14 protein-coding genes and 1 tRNA gene are annotated in these 15,781 nt (G+C 66.5%); 7 read left to right on the top strand and 8 right to left on the bottom strand.

The features are described 5' to 3' along the window. The first annotated feature begins 233 nt into the window (after positions 1-233). On the top strand, positions 234-482 hold the full coding sequence (locus RM531_RS07630; protein WP_311658440.1) for an accessory factor UbiK family protein: 249 nt from the start codon (positions 234-236) through the stop codon (positions 480-482). A 6-nt stretch (positions 483-488) separates the two neighbouring features. After that, positions 489-2,000 (top strand): YifB family Mg chelatase-like AAA ATPase, encoded by a 1,512-nt coding sequence (locus tag RM531_RS07625; RefSeq protein WP_311658439.1) that lies wholly within the window; start codon positions 489-491, stop codon positions 1,998-2,000. Between the two features lie 71 nt (positions 2,001-2,071). Here the strand turns inward: RM531_RS07625 and RM531_RS07620 are convergent, their stop codons facing one another. Beyond that, positions 2,072-2,833 (bottom strand): TorF family putative porin, encoded by a 762-nt coding sequence (locus RM531_RS07620; protein WP_311658437.1) that lies wholly within the window; start codon positions 2,831-2,833, stop codon positions 2,072-2,074. 284 nt (positions 2,834-3,117) lie between these two features. Between RM531_RS07620 and RM531_RS07615 the strand changes: the two genes are divergently transcribed. After that, entirely contained in the window at positions 3,118-3,468 is a 351-nt protein-coding gene (locus RM531_RS07615; RefSeq protein WP_311658435.1) for a hypothetical protein, read from the top strand. 34 nt (positions 3,469-3,502) lie between these two features. Continuing rightward, a complete protein-coding gene (locus RM531_RS07610) occupies positions 3,503-5,500 on the top strand; it encodes a UvrD-helicase domain-containing protein (protein WP_311658434.1) in 1,998 nt (665 codons plus the stop codon). Positions 5,501-5,681: 181 nt separating this feature from the next. On the opposite strand, the gene RM531_RS07605 is transcribed toward RM531_RS07610, so the two are convergent. After that, the gene (locus RM531_RS07605; protein ID WP_311658433.1) at positions 5,682-6,182 is read right to left on the bottom strand and encodes a c-type cytochrome; all 501 of its coding nucleotides are present in this window, start codon (positions 6,180-6,182) and stop codon (positions 5,682-5,684) included. Positions 6,183-6,299: 117 nt separating this feature from the next. On the opposite strand from RM531_RS07605, the gene RM531_RS07600 reads away from it, so the two are divergent. Then, positions 6,300-6,376: transfer RNA gene (locus RM531_RS07600), tRNA-Arg, on the top strand. Positions 6,377-6,903: 527 nt separating this feature from the next. On the opposite strand, the gene mmsB is transcribed toward RM531_RS07600, so the two are convergent. From mmsB to purU, 6 genes are all read right to left on the bottom strand, one after another. Further along, a complete protein-coding gene (gene mmsB / locus RM531_RS07595; RefSeq protein WP_311658432.1) occupies positions 6,904-7,788 on the bottom strand; it encodes a 3-hydroxyisobutyrate dehydrogenase in 885 nt (294 codons plus the stop codon). A gap of 56 nt (positions 7,789-7,844) precedes the next feature. After that, the gene (locus RM531_RS07590) at positions 7,845-8,993 is read right to left on the bottom strand and encodes an enoyl-CoA hydratase/isomerase family protein (RefSeq protein ID WP_311658431.1); all 1,149 of its coding nucleotides are present in this window, start codon (positions 8,991-8,993) and stop codon (positions 7,845-7,847) included. Continuing rightward, entirely contained in the window at positions 8,990-9,763 is a 774-nt protein-coding gene (locus RM531_RS07585) for an enoyl-CoA hydratase (RefSeq protein WP_311658430.1), read from the bottom strand. The genes RM531_RS07590 and RM531_RS07585 overlap by 4 nt, the downstream gene beginning before the upstream one ends. A 108-nt stretch (positions 9,764-9,871) precedes the next feature. Beyond that, positions 9,872-11,032, bottom strand: coding sequence for an acyl-CoA dehydrogenase family protein (locus RM531_RS07580; RefSeq protein ID WP_311658429.1), 1,161 nt, complete (start codon positions 11,030-11,032; stop codon positions 9,872-9,874). Between the two features lie 9 nt (positions 11,033-11,041). Next, complete coding sequence (locus RM531_RS07575; RefSeq protein WP_311658428.1) at positions 11,042-12,565, bottom strand: CoA-acylating methylmalonate-semialdehyde dehydrogenase; 1,524 nt, start codon at positions 12,563-12,565, stop codon at positions 11,042-11,044. A gap of 143 nt (positions 12,566-12,708) precedes the next feature. Beyond that, complete coding sequence (purU, locus tag RM531_RS07570) at positions 12,709-13,569, bottom strand: formyltetrahydrofolate deformylase (protein WP_311658427.1); 861 nt, start codon at positions 13,567-13,569, stop codon at positions 12,709-12,711. Between the two features lie 137 nt (positions 13,570-13,706). Between purU and RM531_RS07565 the strand changes: the two genes are divergently transcribed. Together RM531_RS07565 and RM531_RS07560 are read left to right on the top strand one after the other, a co-directional pair. After that, positions 13,707-14,717, top strand: a complete 1,011-nt coding sequence (locus tag RM531_RS07565; RefSeq protein WP_311658426.1) for an NADP-dependent oxidoreductase — start codon at positions 13,707-13,709, stop codon at positions 14,715-14,717. 24 nt (positions 14,718-14,741) lie between these two features. After that, positions 14,742-15,704 carry an NAD(P)H-dependent flavin oxidoreductase gene (locus RM531_RS07560; protein ID WP_311658425.1) on the top strand — a complete coding sequence of 321 codons (963 nt, stop codon included), beginning with the start codon at positions 14,742-14,744 and terminating at the stop codon, positions 15,702-15,704. Positions 15,705-15,781: the final 77 nt, after the last annotated feature.

Below are 15,781 nucleotides of genomic sequence, written 5' to 3'. Positions count from 1 at the left end.
CGCGCCCGAATCCCCATTGATTGACGGCACGCCTGCGGCTGCGTCGTCGGTTAAAGCATTGCGCGTGCCAACTTGCGAAAATTACGCTTTGTCAGATACTTGCAACTGCATCGCCGATCCCGGTGTAAACCAAGGCGGCATATCTGCACCATGACGGTGCGTCTATTCGTTTTGCCGCACGGCCGGGTTGCGGCACTCTCAACATTCACGTCCGCCATGCAGGAAACCGTTCCGTGATCGACGCCCGCCGCCTGGAAGAACTCGCCCAACGCCTGGCCGGCGTGATGCCGCCCGCCCTCGGCCCGATTCGCACCGAAATCGAACAGAACCTGCGCGCCGTGCTGCAGAGCCAGCTGCCCCGACTGGAACTGGTCGGTCGCGAGGAATTCGAGGCCGCCCGCAGCCAGCTGAACCGGGCGCGCGAACGCATTACCGAGCTGGAAACGCGGGTCGCCGAACTCGAGGCCCAACGCCGCGGCTGATCCGGCATGGCGCTGGCGACGGTCTTCAGCCGGGCCCGCACCGGCATCCACGCCCCGCTGGTGCGGGTGGAAGTCGACATCGCCGGCGGCCTGCCCGGCATTTCGCTGGTGGGCCTGCCCGAGACTGAAGTCAAGGAAAGCCGCGACCGGGTACGGGCGGCCATCGTCAACAGTGGCTACCAGTTTCCGCCGCGCCGAACGACGGTGAATCTGGCCCCGGCGGACCTGCCCAAGGAGGGCGGCCGCTTCGACCTGGCCATCGCGCTGGGCATCCTCGCGGCCTCGGGCCAGATGCCGACCGACGTGCTGGCTGACCGGGAGTTTCTTGGTGAGCTGTCGCTGTCCGGCGCCTTGCGACCCATTCGGGGTGCGCTACCCGCGGCCATTGCCGCCGCCGAATCGGAACGGGCGCTGGTTCTACCCGGCGACAACGCCGCCGAGGCGGGGCTGGCCCGCGCGGCCACCACCCGCGTGGCGGACCATCTGGCGGATGTCGTCGCCGCTCTGGCCGGCGACACGCCGTTGACAGCGCCCCCGTCGACCCGGCCGACGGAAGGGTCGTCGGACGTGCCGGATCTGGCCGATGTCCAGGGCCAGCACCAGGCCCGACGGGCGCTGGAAATCGCGGCGGTGGGCGGCCACTCGCTGCTGATGAGCGGGCCGCCCGGCAGCGGCAAGACCATGCTGGCGGCAAGGCTGCCCGGCATCCTGCCGCCCATGACCGAGGCCGAGGCCCTGGCGGCCGCGGCCATTACCTCGATCGCCTCGCCCGACGCCGACCCGGCCGCGCACTGGGGGCGCCGGCCATTCCGGGCGCCGCATCACACGGCATCGGCGGTGGCGCTGGTCGGCGGCGGCTCCAATCCGCGGCCCGGCGAAATCAGCCTCGCCCACCAGGGCGTGCTGTTTCTCGACGAACTGCCAGAGTTCGACCGGCGGGTACTGGAAGTCCTGCGCGAACCGCTGGAATCCGGCCGCATCACCATTTCCCGCGCGGCACGCCAGGCCGACTTCCCGGCCCGCTTTCAGCTGGTCGCGGCGATGAATCCCTGCCCCTGCGGTTATCTGGGCGACCCGTCCGGCCGCTGCCATTGCAGCGCCGACCGGGTGGCTCGCTACCGGCAGCGGCTATCCGGGCCGTTGCTGGATCGCATCGACATGCAGTTGTCGGTGGCACGGGTCGAAGCCGATCTGCTGGACCGGCCGGGCGATGAACCGGACAGCAGCGCAATCGTGCGCAAGCGGGTACTGGCTGCACGAGACTTCGCGCGCAATCAGGGACGGGACCAGCCCAATGCCACGCTCGACGAAGCCGGCCTCCGGGATCTCGCCCGCCTGACGGATGCCGGCCGACAGTTGCTCGGCCAGGCCATGAATCAGCTGGGGCTATCGGCCCGGGCCCGCGGCCGCATCATCAAGGTGGCCCGCTCGATTGCCGACCTCGCCGGTCAGGCGGAGATCGAACCGTCCGCCGTGGCGGAAGCCGTGGGCCTGCGGCAGCTCGATCGCCAGCAATAAACCACCGGACCAACCACGAAAAAGGGCCGCCCGAAGGCGGCCCTTTCCCGGTCACCCGAATGGATCGGGATCTAGAGGTCGAAGCCGTAGCTGGCATCAACCACCAGCTTCGGATCATCGTCGTTGCCGTTCATGCCGAACGTATCCCGGTCGGTCATCACCAACCCGAAGCTCATGCCGAACCCGTTATCCAGCGCGGCGGACAAGCCAAGGTTGTATTCCATGTAGCCGCTGTCATCACCGCCATAGGACTCGTTGCCCTCACCCTTGTGCATACCGACCGCCGCATCAAAGGAAAGCTTGTCGGTAAGGGGCTGACTGAACGTCAGGTATACGCCGTACGCACCCTCCGCATCGCTGCCATCGGGGTTGACCGCGGCAAAATAGGTATCGGGGGCGTAATAGCCTGAGATGCCGAACTGGCCGAAGCCGAGCGCACCGTAGACCTCGATCGTATTGTTGGTGGGATCGGAATCGCCGGTCGCTTCGTCTTCTTCCGAATACCAGTAGTAGATGATTCCGACGTCGTAGGTAACCTGATCACCGCCGGCAAACCCGGCGTAGAAGTCGACTTCGGCGCCGGTCGTGCCACCGTCACCGTCCGGGGTGCCAGCAAAATCCACGGTCGCCGCCCAGGTACCCACATAGAATCCGGAATCGGCAGCGTAATCGAGGCCACCATAAACCGACGGACTGTCGCTCTGCTCCAGTCCACGGAACAGATACTGACTCATCACACCGGCGTTACCGGACATGCCAGCCATTGCCGGCGCGCTCACCAGCGCCGAACTCCCCACCAGACCGGCTACCGCCAAATACTTGAAACTCTTCATTGCGCTCGTACTCCCGTAGTTAGAAATCATTCCACGCCGACCGGCAGCTCCGACTGCCGTCCGGTCCCCCGACATCACGTTCGGGTGTTCCGTATGCTTGCCGGCAGTGCCGAGCCAGATCGCCCTCGTAACGACGGCCTGGCCGGCCGGGCAGTCTCGAGCCGATCGCCAGGCGGCCGGTTCGAGTCCGGAATGGTTCCTGCAACGCTCATGCCAAGGCTGGTGTCGAGCGCTGCCACCCGCCTTGGAAATTTAATTTACTTTTACGTAACAAGGAGTTATCAATGCTGCGTTGCGCCATACCCCTGCTCGCCCTGGGCCTGACGGCCCCCAACCTGGCGGCGGCGGCCGATCGCTGCGAGAAAAGTCTCGCCGCCATTGAGTCGGCCAGCCGAGCCGCCCAGAACACGCTGCTGGTGGCCCGCGCCCGGGACGAAAAGCCTGTAATGACGGGTGATATTGCCGCCCTGGATCAGGCCATGACCGATGCCCGCACCGCCTGCGTCGGCTCCGCCGCCAGCATTGCGCCCGATGATGGCGAGGCCCCCTCAAGCGCGCCCCGCGATGAAGCGGCGGCACCGGAAAGTGCACCAAATGGGAGCAAGCGCCTGAATCGTGCCCAGCGGGGGTACTGATCGCCCCCGCATTGCGGGTAGACTCCGCGCCGCCATGAGCCGCGTTCAACTCAATCCACCACAGCGCGCCGCCGTCGAGCATCTCGACGGCCCGCTATTGGTGCTGGCGGGCGCGGGGTCCGGCAAGACGGGCGTGATCACTCACAAGATCGCGCACCTGATTGCCAGCGGCTACCAGGCCGAGCGCATCGCCGCGGTCACCTTCACCAACAAGGCGGCGCGGGAGATGGCCGCGCGCGTGGGGCAACTGGTGGGCCGCCAGCGCGCCAGCGGCCTGCAGATCAGCACCTTCCATAGCCTGGGACTGCGGCTGCTGCGCGAGGAACGCGAGGCAGCGGGGCTGAAGCGCGGCTTTTCCATCTTCGACGCCGATGACGCGGACAAGCTGCTGGCCGACCTGCTCGGCCGCGATGCGGAGTTGCGCAAGCTGGCGCGCATCACCGTCAGCCGCTGGAAATCGGCGCTGATCTCACCGACCCGCGCGGTGACCGAAGCCGAGGACGACCGCGAGGCCAGCCTGGCCCGCGCCTACTCGGAGTACCAGCGACACCTCGGCGCCTACAATGCGGTGGACTTCGACGACCTGCTCTACCGTCCGGTCGAGCTGCTCCGCGAAGACCCGGCGCTGGCGGAACGCTGGCAGAACCGCTTCGGCTATCTGCTGGTGGACGAGTACCAGGACACCAACGGCGCCCAGTACGAGCTGTTCCGGCGGCTGACCGGCCCGCGGGCCGCGTTCACCGTGGTGGGGGATGACGACCAGTCGATCTACGCCTGGCGGGGCGCGCGGCCGGGCAACATCGCCGACCTGTCGCGCGACTTTCCGCATCTGACGGTGATCAAGCTGGAGCAGAACTACCGCTCCTGCGGCCATATCCTCACCGCGGCCAACCGGCTGATCCAGGGCAACGAGCGGGTCTATGACAAGAACCTCTGGAGTGCCCTGGGGGCGGGTGATCGCGTGCGTATCCTGGCCTGTGACGACGAGGCCGACCGCGTGGTCAGTGAAATGGTATCGCATCGCCTGCGCACGGGCGGCCAGCCGGGCGATTACGCGGTGCTCTACCGCAGCAACCAGCAGGCCCGAGCCTTCGAGCGCGTCCTGCGCGAACGCAACGTCGCCTACCGCGTGTCCGGCGGGCGCTCGTTCTTCGACCGCGGCGAAATCCGAGACGTCATCGCCTATTTACGGCTGCTTACCAACCCGGATGACGATGCCGCGTTCCTGCGCATCGTCAACCTGCCGCGGCGGGAAATCGGCCCGGCCACGCTGGAACAGCTCGGCCGCTACGCCGGTGAGCGCGGGCTGCCGCTGTTCGCCGCCGCCCGGGGCATCGGCCTGAGCGGCCGGCTGGGTGAGCGCAGCGCCCGACGGCTGGGGGATTTCGTCGAATGGGCCGCCGACCTGATGATGCGCAGCGAGTCGGAAGCGCCGGACAGCCTGGTACGGCAGATGTTGGCCGATATCGACTACCGGGCCTGGCTGCGGGATACCGCCGCCAACCGCCAGCAGGGCGAGCGGCGGGCCGAGAACGTGGACGAATTCGTCGCCTGGCTGGGCCGCCACAGCGAGGACGACCGCGGCCAGCCGGCCAGTCTGGAAACACTGGTCGGCAAACTCGGGCTGATGGACCTGATGGAGCGTGAGGACCGCCAGGACGCCGCCCAGGTACAGCTGTCCACCCTGCATGCCGCCAAGGGCCTGGAGTTTCCGCACGTGTTCCTGGCCGGCATCGAGGAAGGCCTGCTGCCGCACCAGAACAGCCTGGACGAAGACAACGTGGCAGAGGAGCGCCGGCTGATGTATGTCGGCATCACCCGTGCCCGGCGGTCACTGACCCTCAGCTACTGCCGCCAGCGCCGCCGCGGCCGCGACCTGGTGGACTGCCAGCCCAGCCGGTTCCTCGAAGAACTGCCCGTCGACGAACTGGACTGGCCCGGCAAGCGCCGCGACAACGACGACCCGGAGGCCCGTCAGGCCCGGGGCCGCGCCCATCTCGCCGGCCTCAGGGCAATGCTCGACAGCGAGTGACGCGCCCGGGCGGCGATGCTAGGGCGTTGCTGAAAAAGGCCATCCTGGCCTTGTTTCAGCGTCGCTGCACGCAAACGCGGTTTGCGCTTGCTCCCAAAATCAAGCGCTTCCAGCGCATGATTTTGGCGGTACGTCCTTGTACCACGCGGGACCTGCCGAAAAACGGGGTTTCAGCGGCCCCCTAGACGCCCGATTCCTCGAGAATGTAATCCACCAGTTCCTTCACGCGATCATCGGACAGATCGGCCTTGCCGCCTTTCGCCGGCATGCCCTTGAAACCGTTGATGGCGTGGTCATAGAGCGTGTCCCGCCCCTTGTCATCCAGCCGCGCCTGCCAGGGGCCGGCTTCACCGGTCTTGGGGGCGCCTGCCATGCCGGTGCCGTGACAAGCCGCGCAGACCTGCTTGTAGGTATCCTCGAGCGATGCACTTTCGCCCCCGCCGTCACCGCCGCTCCCGGAGGCCGGACTGGCCGCAACCTGTTGCAGGTTGTCCGCATCGGTCACCACCTGGAAATCGGGCTGGGTGCGCTCGGCGATGCGTTCCTTGCGGACGTCACTGAGTTCGCCATCCCCGCCGGTGATCATGACCGCGGCAATAATGATCAGAAACGTGATGCCCACCAGCACGCCAAGCACGCCGAGGAAGGTTCGCACGAACGTGCGGTCGTGGTCTGCGCTCATGAGGTCGACCTCTGGAGATTCCTGTCAACTGGATGGCCAAGATTATACCGCGCCCGACTTCGGCCCGCCGACGATAATTGGCGCCGGACGCATCTAACGCACTACAATGTGCGCCGCGCGCCCGTAGCTCAGCTGGATAGAGCGCAGGCCTCCGAAGCCTGAGGTCGCAGGTTCGAATCCTGCCGGGCGCACCAACTTCGACTAAAGGCTCGTGGCAAAGTAAACGCCAGCGCCTTTAGCAGGGAACCTGCGAGCTTTAAGTCATTGGTCGCAGGTGGACTCGGCGCATCCCTGCGCCTCGCCCTTCGGGCGATGGCCCTCGGCCATCGTCAATCCGGCCCTCCTGGCCGGATTAATCGAATCCTGCCGGGCGCACCAACTTCGACTAAAGGCTCGTGGCAAAGTAAACGCCTGCGCCTTTAGCAGGGAACCTGCGAGCTTTAAGTCATTGGTCGCAGGTTGCCTGACCCATCCCTGGGTCAGGCCCTCCGGGCTCACTACGTTCGCGTCGATTCGTTCCCGACGAATCGATGATTCGGCGCACTCCTGGGCCTCACGCTTCGGGTGATGGCCTTGGGGCCATCGTCAATCCGGCCTTCCTGGCCGGATTAATCGAATCCTGCCGGGCGCACGATGAAATGCTATCCCCTCTCCCCGCCGGGGAGAGGGTCAGGGAGAGGGGCAAGAAAGAATCGCGCCGCGACGCGGCGCACCACCGCCGTCAGTCGGCGAACATCTTGAGAATGCTGGAGAAATCTCGATCGGCGAAGCCGGCGTCGCCGTGCTTGTCGTAAAGCTGTCGGGCCAGGTCGCCCATCGGCGTGGCGGCCCCCAGCTTGCCGGCGGCATCGGCGGCCAGGCCGAGGTCCTTGTTCATAAGCTTGACCAGGAAACCGCCCTGGTAGTCGTTCGAGGCCGGCACCCCCTCCATCACGCCCGGGAACGGGTTGTACGTGTCCAGCGACCAGTTGCGGCCGCTGGAGGCGGCCATGATTTCGGTGAGGGCCTTGGGATCGAGACCTGCCGCCGCACCCATGTTCAGGGCCTCGGCGGTGCCGATCATGTGCACGGCCAGCAGCATGTTGTTGCAGATCTTGGCGATCTGCCCGGCGCCCGCCGGTCCGGCGCGGAAGGCGGCCTTGCCCATCACCTCCAGAATCGGCCGGGCCTTGTCGACGGCGGCTTCGTCGCCGCCGCAGATGAAGGCCAGCTTGCCGGATTTCGCGGCCCCGACTCCGCCCGAGACCGGGGCATCAATCATGGCAATACCGCGGCTCTTGGCGGTCTTGTGGACCTCCACGGCATCCTCGCTGGCGATGGTGGAGGAATCGATCACAACCGTGGCCGGGTCGATCACGTCCAGCAGCTTGTCCTGGTGGATGTAGAGATTCTTGACGATCTCGCCGGAGGGCAGCATGGAGACCACGAATTCGACCCCGGCAACCGCCTCGGCCGCGGTGGCGGCCTTGCTGGCCCCTTGCTCGACCAGCGCGTCCGCCAGGGCGTCGGCGACGTCGAACACGATCACGTCGTGCCCGGCCTTGACCAGGTTCGCGGCCATCGGGCCGCCCATGTTGCCGAGGCCGATGAATGCAATCTTGGCCATGTCGTGTCTCCTCCTGTGTTCGCGATTGCCGCGCCGGTGGCGCGGCACGGGAATTGTTATCTGGACGCGACCGCGGGCGGCGCGGTCAGATCAGCCAGCGGGTGATCCCCGTCCCAGGACGGGGCGAAATGCGCCTTGACGGTGCTCGCGGGCACTTCGGCCACGCTCTTGAACGACCAGTCGGGCTGGCCGTCCTTGTCGATGAGCAGGGCCCGGACGCCCTCGCGGAAGTCCGGATGGCGGATGCACTGGCGCGCCATCGCCAGTTCCCGCAGGAACACGTCGCGCAGGGAAAGCTGGGCGCCGTGGCGAATCTGCTCGTGCACCAGATGCGCGGTGACCGGGCAGCCGCCGTCCAGGGTCGCGGCGGCCTTGGCCAGCCACTTGTCCTCGTCGGACGCCAGGCCGCGGATCGCCCCTACCAGCTCGGACAGCGTATCCGCGTCGGTCACGTCGTTGATGCGGTCGAGGTGGCGGCGCACGTTCGAGGCCGGCGGTGCGCCGTCCTGCTCGTGGGCCAGGCGACGCAGCAGGCGGTCCACCGTGTGGGTGGGATCGCCCCAGTCTTCGGCCGACGCCAGCACCGACAGCATGTCATCCTTGGCCGCATGCGGCAGGTAGCGGTCGGCCAGCCCCACGAACAGGGCATCGCCGGCGTTCATGTGGGCCCCGGTCAGTCCCAGGAACAGACCCGAACGACCGGGCATGCGGTTGAGAAACCAGGTGCCGCCCACGTCGGGGAACAGGCCGATGGTGATCTCGGGCATGGCCAGACGGGCGTTTTCGGTGACCACCCGGAAGTGGCAGCCGGCCAGAATGCCGAGCCCGCCACCCATGGCCACGCCGTTGCCCCAGCCGATCACCGGCGTCGCAAGAGTGTGCAGGGTGTAGTCGAGCCGGTATTCCGCCTCGAAGAAGTGGTCCGGATAGTCGGCGTCACCCTCGCCTTCACCATGCAGCGACTTCATGCCGTGGTAGATCTGCACGATGTCGCCGCCGGCGCAGAAGGCCCGGTCCCCGGCGCCCTCGATGAAGATCGCCACCACGGCGTCGTCGGCATCCCACTCGATCAGCTTCGGCTGCAACTCGCGGGCCATGGCCAGGCTCAGCGAGTTCAGCGCCTTGGGGGCGTTGAGGGTGACGCGCTTGATGGTCTTGCCGCCGGCGGCGGCGATGTCCTGAATCAGAAGCGGCTCGTCACTCATGCGTTCTTCCACTCCGCCTGACGCTTTTCCAGGAAGGCCTGGACGCCCTCGGTCTGATCGGCGGTGTCGAACAGGTCGACAAAGGCCTCCCGCTCGCTCACCAGATTGAGCGCCGGCGGCTGGGTGCGCGCGCCCTGGATCAGGTGTTTGCAGGCCCGCACCGAGGAGGGCGACTGGTTGGCGACTTTCTCGGCCAGGGCCACGGCCGTATCCAGCGCCTCACCCTGGCCTACCAGCTGTTCGGCCAGGCCGATCTTCTCGGCAGTGGCGGCGTCCACCCGCTCACCACAGAGAATCATGCGCTTGGCCCAGCCTTCGCCCACCAGCCAGGGCAGATTCTGGGTGCCGCCGGCGCAGGGCAGCAGGCCGACGCCGGCCTCGGGCAGGGCCATCTGGGCATTCTCGGCCACTATGCGGATGTCGCAGGCCAGCGCGCATTCCAGTCCGCCGCCCATGGCATAGCCGTTGACCGCGGCAATGGACACGCCGTCGTAGGCACTCAGGCGCTCGAAAGCGCGACCGAAGGCCTTGGCCATGGTGGCGGCCACGCCCTTGTCGCCGTCGGCGAACAGCTTGAGGTCGGCCCCGGCGGAGAAGAACTTCTCGCCGCTGCCGGTGATCACCAGGGCGTAGTTGTCGCGGTCGGCGTCCAGCGCCTCGACCGCGTCATACAACTGGTTCAGCGAATCCCGGGTCCAGGTGTTTGCCGGCGGATTGTCGATGGTGAGCACGGCCACGTGGCCGCGTTTTTCGACGTTGATGTTGCTCATGATCGTCCGTTTCCCCTGTCGTATTGCCAGTCCCGAGTCCCGAGTCCCGAGTCCCGAGTCCCGAGTCCCGAGTCCCGAGTCCCGAGTCCCGAGTCCCGAGTCCCGCAGCTATTGCATCTGTTCGAGTACGCCGTCGGCGAACATGCGCCGGGCAATCACCAGACGCATGATCTCGTTGGTGCCTTCCAGGATCTGGTGCACCCGCAGGTCGCGGATCATGCGCTCGAGCGGGTATTCGCGGATGTAGCCGTAGCCGCCGTGCAGCTGCAGGGCATCGTTGCAGATGTTGAAGCCGGCGTCGGTGGCGAAGCGCTTGGCCATCGCGCAGTAGGCGGTGGCCTCGGGGTCGCCGCGGTCGAGCTTGCTGGCGGCCAGCCGAATCATCTGCCGGGCGGCGACCAGATCGGTGGCCATGTCCGCGAACTTGAACTGCAGTGCCTGGAACTGGTTGAGCCGGTTGCCGAACTGGCTGCGCTCGGCCATATAGTTGCGGGTGGTCTCCATCGCCGCCTGGGCGGTGCCCACGGAACAGGTGGCGATGTTGATGCGGCCACCATCCAGCCCCTTCATGGCGAACTTGAAGCCCTCTCCCTCCTCGCCCACGCGATAGCGGGCCGGGATGCGGGCGTCGTCGAAGTTGATGGCCCGGGTCGGCTGGCAGTTCCAGCCCAGCTTCTCTTCCTTCTTGCCGTAGGACACGCCGTCGGCATCGCCCGGCACCAGAAAGCAGCTGATGCCGCCCGCCCCGTCACCACCGGTGCGGGCCATCACTACCAGCGCCTCGGTATCGCCGGCCCCGGATGAGAACACCTTGCCGCCGTTGAGCACATAGTCGTCGCCGTCGCGCCTGGCGGTGGTCTTGAGCTGGGCGGCATCCGAGCCGGCGCCCGCTTCGGTCAGACAGTAGGAGGCCAGCTTGCGGCCCGACGTGAGTTCCTCGCCCCACTCGCCCACCAGCTCCTCGTTGCCGAAGGCCGTGACCATCCAGGTGGCCATGTTGTGGATGGTCATGAACGCCGTGGTGGAGGTGCAGCCGCCGGCCAGGGCCTCGAACACGATGGACGAATCCAGCCGCGACAGACCCAGGCCCCCGGCTTCCTCAGGCGCGTACAGCCCGCAGAAGCCGAGCTCCCCGGCCGCAGAAATCACGTCCTTGGGGAAGTGCGACTCGGCATCCCATTCGGCCGCGTGCGGGGCCAGCTCGCTGGCAGCGAAGGTGGCCGCCGCCTCGCGGTAGGCCCGCTGGTCTTCGGAGAGTTCGAAATCCACGGCGCCGGCTTACTTCATGTTGATGGTGAGATTCGGGCCACCCGCGGGGATGCCCGAATCGAACCAGCGCGAGATCACGGTCTTGGTTTCGGTGAAGAACCGGATCGACTGCTTGCCGTAGGCGTGCAGGTCGCCATAGAAGCTGCCCTTGGCACCGGTGAACGAGAAGAAGGGCACCGGCACCGGAATGGGCACGTTCACGCCCACCTGGCCGACCTCGATCTCGTGGGTGTACTTGCGGGCGGCCGCGCCGCTGGCGGTGAAGATCGAGGTGCCGTTGCCGTAGGGGTTGGCGTTGATCATGGCGATCGCCTCGTCCAGCGAGCCGGCCTCCACCGTGCACAGCACGGGACCGAAGATTTCCTCGTCGTAGACGGTCATGCCGGGCTTGACGCCGGAGAACAGCGTGGGGCCGACCCAGTTGCCGTCCGGATAACCCTCGACGGTGCACTCGCGCCCGTCCAGTTCCAGTTTCGCGCCTTCCTTCTCGCCCTGGCCGATCAGATCACGGATGCGCTGGGCCGCGCCGGCGTTGATCACCGCCCCGTAGCCGGCGCCCTCGTCATCCCAGCGGCCGGGACGCACGGTTTCCATGGCGGCCTTGATCTCGGGCAGCCACTCGCGGGTCTCGCCCACCAGCACGGCCACGGAATTTGCCATGCAGCGCTGGCCGGCGGCGCCTACCGCCGAGCCCACCAGGTTGTTGATGGTCTGCTGCTTGTCGGCGTCGGGCAGGATCACCATGTGATTCTTGGCCCCGGCAAACGCCTGGCAACGCTTGAGATGGTCGGTGGAGGTCCGGTAGACGTGCTGGGCCACCGGCACCGAACCCACGAAGGACACCGCACGGATGGTCGGGTGGGTGAGCAGCGTATCCACCTGTTCGCGACCGCCGTGGACCACCTGCAGCACGTCCGGCGGGAAGCCGGCTTCCAGAAACAGCTCGGCCAGCCGGTTGGGGGTCATCGGATCCTGTTCCGAGGGCTTCAACACGAAGGTATTGCCGGTCACGATTGCCAGCGGGAAGAACCACAGCGGGATCATTGCCGGGAAGTTGAATGGGGTAATGCCCGCGCACACACCGATCGGATGCGTGATGGTGCGCGTGTCGATGCCGCCGGCAATGTTCTCGGCCGAATCGGCCAGCATCAGCGCCGGGGCGTGGCAGGCCTGCTCCGCCACTTCAATGCCGCGCCAGACGTCACCCTTGGCATCCGCGAAGGTCTTGCCCGTTTCCTTGGCGAGAATTTCGCCCAGCTCGTCGTGGTGCTCCTTGAGCAGCGCCTGGTAGCGGAACATCATCCGCGCGCGCTCGGACACCGGCACTTCCTTCCAGGTCTTGAACGCCTCGGCGGCGGATGAAATCGCCTGCTCCATCTCGTCCGGCGTGGTGTTCGGCGCCCGGGCGATCACGTCCTGGGTGGCCGGGTCGGTCACGTCGATCCAGTCGGCACAGGCCGAGGTCCGCCACTCACCGGCGATCAGATTGAGAACGTCGGGGGCGTTTTGCATCGCTTGGGGATTGGTAGCCATCGCGGATTTCCTGTTGTTCGTTTCTGTGGGGCGGCCGCGGTACGGCCGGCCTTCTCGGGGCGCAACTCTAAAGTGTACCCGCTGACCGGTCCCACCTCGAACGGGTAGGGGCCCGGCACCTCGCGTCACCGATCAGACGGGCCTTATCGCAACACCACGGTCCGGTTGCCGTTGACCATCACCCGATCTTCCAGGTGGTAGCGCAGGCCGCGGGCCAGCACGGTCTTCTCGATGTCCTTGCCACAGCGGGCAAGATCGGTCACCGAATCCGCGTGCGAGACCCGATTGACGTCCTGCTCGATGATCGGCCCCTGATCCAGCTCCTCGGTGACGTAGTGACAGGTGGCGCCGATCAGCTTTACGCCCCGCTGGTAGGCCTGGTCATACGGACGTGCCCCGACAAAGCTGGGCAGGAAGCTGTGGTGGATGTTCAGCACCCGGCCGAGATACCGGCGGCACAGCTCGGGCGGCAGAATCTGCATGAAGCGGGCCAGCACCATGGTGTCGCCCCGGTAATGGTTGAACAGGCGTTCGATCTCGGCGAACCCGGCGGCCTTGTCGTCGCGGCCGATGGGTACGTGATGGAAATCGATGCCGTGCCATTCCACCAGCCCGCGGGCATCCTCGTGATTGGCGATCACACAGGGGATGTCGATATCCAGCTCCCGGCACTGCCAGCGCTCGAGCAGATCGTAGAGGCAGTGCAACTGGCGGGATGCCAGGATCACCACGCGATGTCTCACCGCGCTGTCGCTGACGCGCCAGTCCATCCCGAATTCATCGGCAATCGGGGCGAACCGTTCGCGCAACACGGCCGGCTCGATTCCCAGCGATTCGGCCCGCACCTCCACCCGCATGAAGAAGCGATTGGTCTGCTCGTCGGCATGCTGGCTGGAGCGCAGAATCCAGCCGCCCTGCTCAGCCAGGAAACCGGCCACGCGGGCCACGATGCCCACCCGGTCGGGGCAGGAAAAACGCAGTGTGTAGAAACGGTTTCGTTGCATCGATGGCACCAGCCGGCGAGTGAGAGTCAGCACTGACCCCCATATTAAGGCAGGCCCGGCGCCCGGGGGCGATGCGGGCAGCGGCCCGCACTAGGTATTACACTCCCGCGGTCCGATGCGAACAGGAGTGAGAACCGATGACCGAACAAAACCGCCAGTGGATTCTGCGCCAGCGCCCGGTGGGCGATGTCAGCGACAACGACCTGGTCCTGGAGACCGGCGACATGCCGAGCGCCGACGAGGGCGAGATCGTGGTGCGCACCCGCCTGCTGTCCATGGACCCGGCCAACCGCGCCTGGATGAACGAAACCCCCAGCTACATGGACCCGGTGCCCCTCAACGGCCCGATGCTCGGCATGGCTCTGGGCGAGGTCACGGAAAGCCGCAGCGACCAGTTCAGCGTCGGCGACACCGTCATGGGCCTGGGCAGCTGGAGCGAATACTGCAAGCGTCCGGCCGCTGCCTTCCAGCCGGTGCCCACCCTGCCCGGCCTGTCGGAACAGGAAGTCTTCGGCATGCTGCTGGTGGTCGGTCCGACCGCCTATTTCGGGGTGCATGACATCTGCGCGCCGAAACCGGGGGAAACCCTGGTGGTCTCCGGCGCCGCCGGGGCGGTGGGCTCCATCGCCGGGCAACTGGGCAAGGCCTGGGGCGCCCGCGTGGTCGGCATTGCCGGCGGTGCCGAGAAATGCCGCCGCGTGACCAAGGAATACGGCATGGACGCGGCCATCGACTACAAGGCCGAGAACGTCAACGCCCGGCTGGGCGAACTTTGTCCGGACGGCATCGACTGCTATTTCGACAATGTCGGCGGCGACATTCTCGACGCTGTGCTCGGCCGCATGAACGACTTTGCCCGCGTGGCCCAGTGCGGGGCCATTTCCATGTACAACGCCGACAAGCCGGTGCCGGGGCCCTACAACTACATCAACATCGTCATGCGGCGGATCAAGATCCAGGGCTTCATCGTGCTCGATCACATGGACCGCTACCCCGAGGCCTTCGAAGTGCTGGCCAGCCTGCGCAACGACGGCAAGCTGCACTGGGACTTCGACCTCGACGAAGGTCTGGACAACGCGCTCACCGCTTTCCGCAAGCTCTACAGTGGCGACAACACCGGCAAGATGCTGCTCAAGGTCGCCGATTAACGTCGAAAAACAAGGAGTCACCTCATGAGTCTGCCGGCCGCCATCGCCGACCGTCTGCGCCTGCCCGTGTTCGGGGCGCCCATGTTCATCGTGTCGAACCCCGAACTGGTCATCGCCCAGTGCAAGGCCGGGGTGGTCGGCAGTTTCCCCTCGCTCAACGCCCGTCCGGCGGATCAGCTCGAGGTGTGGCTCGAGCGTATCAAGAGCGAACTGGCCGACTGGGACGCCGCCAATCCGGATGCGCCCGCGGCGCCGTTCGGCGTCAACCTGATCGTGCACAAGTCGAACGACCGCCTCGAGCACGACCTCGAACTGTGCGTTAAACACGAAGTGCCCATCGTGATCACCTCGCTGGGCGCGCAGAACGCGGTCAACGACGCCATCCACAGCTACGGCGGCATGGTGATGCATGACGTGATCAACCAGCGCTTCGCCCACAAGGCGATCGAGAAGGGGGCCGACGGCCTGATCGCGGTATGTGCCGGGGCCGGCGGCCATGCCGGCACGCAATCCCCGTTCGCCTTCGTGCAGGAGCTGCGCGAATGGTTCGACGGCCCGCTGGCGCTGTCCGGCTGCATCGCCAACGGCCGGTCGGTAGCCGCCGCCCGGGCCATGGGTGCCGATGTGGCCTACATGGGCTCGCCCTTCATCGCCACCGCCGAGGCCAACGCCCACGACAACTACAAGCAGATGGTGGTCGACAGCACCGCCGAGGACATCGTCTACACCAACTACTTCTCCGGGGTGCACGGCAACTACCTGAAATTCAGCGTGGAGAAGGCCGGCTATGACGCCGCCGACCTGCCCGAGGCCGACCCCTCCAAGATGGACTTCGGTTCAAAAGACGGCGACAACGAGGGCCCCAAGGCCTGGAAGGACATCTGGAGCGCGGGCCAGGGCGTGGGCGGCGTCCACAGCGTCCAGCCCACGGCCGATTTCGTGGCCGGGCTGCGCCAGGAATACGAGGCCGCCAAGGGCGCGCTCTGACGCCCTGAAAGAACGCGGAGCGCGGGGCTAAAGTTCAGCCGCGCGCCGCCGTTAGCTTCACTACCACTGACCCCAAG

This window comes from Spectribacter acetivorans, assembly GCF_031846305.1.
Taxonomy (GTDB): domain Bacteria; phylum Pseudomonadota; class Gammaproteobacteria; order Nevskiales; family Salinisphaeraceae; genus Spectribacter; species Spectribacter acetivorans.
Note: the sequence above shows the minus strand (reverse complement) of the source record. Positions and strands in the feature narration are given on the sequence as shown.

Coding starts and splice junctions, on each gene's coding strand:
- RM531_RS07625 (WP_311658439.1), top strand. CDS start 489: ATGGCGCTGGCGACGGTCTTCAGCCGGGCCCGCACCGGCATCCACGCC.
- RM531_RS07620 (WP_311658437.1), bottom strand. CDS start 2,833: ATGAAGAGTTTCAAGTATTTGGCGGTAGCCGGTCTGGTGGGGAGTTCG.
- RM531_RS07615 (WP_311658435.1), top strand. CDS start 3,118: ATGCTGCGTTGCGCCATACCCCTGCTCGCCCTGGGCCTGACGGCCCCC.
- RM531_RS07610 (WP_311658434.1), top strand. CDS start 3,503: ATGAGCCGCGTTCAACTCAATCCACCACAGCGCGCCGCCGTCGAGCAT.
- RM531_RS07605 (WP_311658433.1), bottom strand. CDS start 6,182: ATGAGCGCAGACCACGACCGCACGTTCGTGCGAACCTTCCTCGGCGTG.
- mmsB (WP_311658432.1), bottom strand. CDS start 7,788: ATGGCCAAGATTGCATTCATCGGCCTCGGCAACATGGGCGGCCCGATG.
- RM531_RS07590 (WP_311658431.1), bottom strand. CDS start 8,993: ATGAGTGACGAGCCGCTTCTGATTCAGGACATCGCCGCCGCCGGCGGC.
- RM531_RS07585 (WP_311658430.1), bottom strand. CDS start 9,763: ATGAGCAACATCAACGTCGAAAAACGCGGCCACGTGGCCGTGCTCACC.
- RM531_RS07575 (WP_311658428.1), bottom strand. CDS start 12,565: ATGGCTACCAATCCCCAAGCGATGCAAAACGCCCCCGACGTTCTCAAT.
- purU (WP_311658427.1), bottom strand. CDS start 13,569: ATGCAACGAAACCGTTTCTACACACTGCGTTTTTCCTGCCCCGACCGG.
- RM531_RS07565 (WP_311658426.1), top strand. CDS start 13,707: ATGACCGAACAAAACCGCCAGTGGATTCTGCGCCAGCGCCCGGTGGGC.
- RM531_RS07560 (WP_311658425.1), top strand. CDS start 14,742: ATGAGTCTGCCGGCCGCCATCGCCGACCGTCTGCGCCTGCCCGTGTTC.